Raw genomic sequence first — 2,376 nt, forward strand, 5'->3', positions numbered from 1 at the left:
GGATGATTTGAAAGGAGCTCTACCATGTCCAAATCCACTGACGCGGCAACGCGATTGTGCGAGGCGGTCAGGATGCTTCGGCACCTGGCGATCAACCTCCCTGAACCGGTCCGGATCAGTTTTCTGGGGGCAGACGATGATCAGGCGATCACCGCCTGCCCTGCTACAACGGCCACCCAGCAAGCGGTGAGCCGTGCTTTCGAGCGTATCGGTGTGTCCCTGCCGGACTATCGGCACGATGCCAGAGAGCAGTTGTCATCCTTCGAGTTGTTCATCAGCAGAACGATCAGTGCAGCGCTGGCATTCGACTATGGCCTGTTCGGCAATGACGGTCCCGACGAAGCGTCCAGCGCCGTGATTCAGCAGTTCGACTTCAGTGCTGCGCCGCGAGGTATTGCGACGTCGAGCCTGATCACCCGCGACGGGGTGCTGCTGAACACCTATGCCAGCGCCAATCGGCGGCTGCCTCCCATCGTCCTGGCCCTGCCCTGCGGTTTGCCGTTCGAGCTTTGCCAGGAATGGTTCCAGTTGCTGGGCGAGCGCTATTTCGTCATGGCCTGGGAAACCCGGGGACTGTTCGGTGCGTGCATCGATTTTGATCGACTTGCCGTAGACACTGAGGCCCAGGTGGCCGATCTGTTCGCGGTGATGGATCACTTTGGCCACGCCAGCGCGCACCTGATGGGCATTTGCGGCGGTGCCGTCATCGCGCTGTGTGCGGCGGCAACGCATACTGAACGGGTTCGCTCGCTGAGCCTCTGGCACGGCGATTACAGCCTGGCGGATGACGCCTTGCGTACGCCCCATCAGCGCAACTTCGAATGGCTGATGGAGGCTGCTGCAACGGATCGCGATGAAGCACGCGACCTGCAGACACTGTTCGTCGATCAGGCCACGCTGGTCACCACGCCACAGGCGATTGCTCACGTGGCGCTCTATCCCTACGTCAATGCAGAACTGTTTTATCGCTATGCACGGCTCAACGACGCACTGAACAAGACCGCATTGCTCTCGATTCTGGGGCAGGTCTCGGTACCGACACTGGTGGTCGCCGGCGACAGTGATCAGACCACCCACATTGACGGTTCGCGTCATGTGGCCCAGGCCATCGAGGGTGCGCACCTGCACATCGAAGAGAACGGCTCACACCTGGCGTTCTTCGAACACGCGTCACGGTCGTGCGCCACCGCCTTTCGCTTTATGGATTCAGTGCTGGAACCCGCGCTGGTCTGACGTCAGGCTTATCCCAAAAAAGGCTCCAGGCGGAGGATGATCGCCTGGAGCCTTTTCTTGAGGTGCGTTTATTCCGGACAGCTGGAATCAGGCGTGGCCAACCATGTGTTGTTCACGTTCGAATTCCATGTACATCACGGTCCTGACCGACGTTGAGGCATTGACCGCAAAGTGGTCAAGCGAGCCGTCGAAGATCATCAGGTTGCCGTTGTTGCTCTGCTGGAACTCACCGTTGACGTTCAGGTAGTTGTAATTGTTCTGCTCGGGGGCATCGATGGTCAGTTGCATGTGCAGAATGCCCTCTGCCCACGTGTCGCCGTGCGAGTGAGTGCCCAGAAACACATTGGGTTCCAGTCGCAACAACGCACACAGCTTGATGCCCGGCGTCTTGCTCAACAATTCGAGCGTGCGCGGCATGGCGGCCTGAGCGTAAGGGATGGCCTGATCGTAGGCCACCAGCGCGTACTGGGTCCATTTGGTGATCAACTGGTCGTTGTCCCCCCATCCCCACAACCAGCCGTATTCGCCGCCCTCATTGATATGAGCGGTCATTTCTTCGACAAGCTCGGTGATGGACTTGTTGACGCGGTTGATTTCGAGTGTGGGGGCGTTGAGGGCGAGAAACTCCTCACGAATGACCTCCCAATGATTGGCCAGCTCTGCAAGTTGCGGAAAACGGCTGGGTTCATAGAACGACGGGCGCATGGCACCTCCTTCATCAGCATTGGAGTCAACGACCTTCCTGCGCAGAGAGGTCGCCGGAATCGCGACGCACCTGCGCAGCGATCAGGCTATTTGACCTGCGCCAACTGAGGCTGTCTGCCATAGGAATTGGTTACAACGCCCGCCTTGTACCCACGCGATACGCCTTGAGTTTGTCCCTGCTTCCGACGACAGACAGTCCCCGGGTGATCCTCTAATTTTCAGTCATTGCTTGCCGGTCGCGCCCGGGATTCGAGAACGAGGGAACTGCACAGTCACGCATGTTCCGTCCGCTTCAACGGATCACTGACTGCAACCGCCGAAACGATTTTTGATTGACCTTCATGATTCGTCGCGTTCATGGGCACAGCCCGCATTGCAGCCGGCCGGCCCACCGGACGAGACGAGCCTTCACTGACTGCGCGATACAGGTGATCCCAA

General features: G+C 58.9%; 2 protein-coding genes. One reads left to right on the forward strand and one right to left on the reverse strand.

The genetic code is table 11. The features are described 5' to 3' along the window. Positions 1-24: 24 nt before the first annotated feature. Entirely contained in the window at positions 25-1,233 is a 1,209-nt protein-coding gene (locus tag BW686_RS03860; protein WP_084914368.1) for an alpha/beta fold hydrolase, read from the forward strand. An 87-nt stretch (positions 1,234-1,320) separates the two neighbouring features. Here BW686_RS03860 and BW686_RS03865 read toward each other — a convergent pair whose 3' ends face one another. Continuing rightward, a complete protein-coding gene (locus BW686_RS03865) occupies positions 1,321-1,938 on the reverse strand; it encodes an aspartyl/asparaginyl beta-hydroxylase domain-containing protein (protein ID WP_084914370.1) in 618 nt (205 codons plus the stop codon). Between the last annotated feature and the right edge of the window lie 438 nt (positions 1,939-2,376).

Source organism: Pseudomonas syringae, from assembly GCF_002157375.1.
GTDB lineage: Bacteria > Pseudomonadota > Gammaproteobacteria > Pseudomonadales > Pseudomonadaceae > Aquipseudomonas > Aquipseudomonas syringae_T.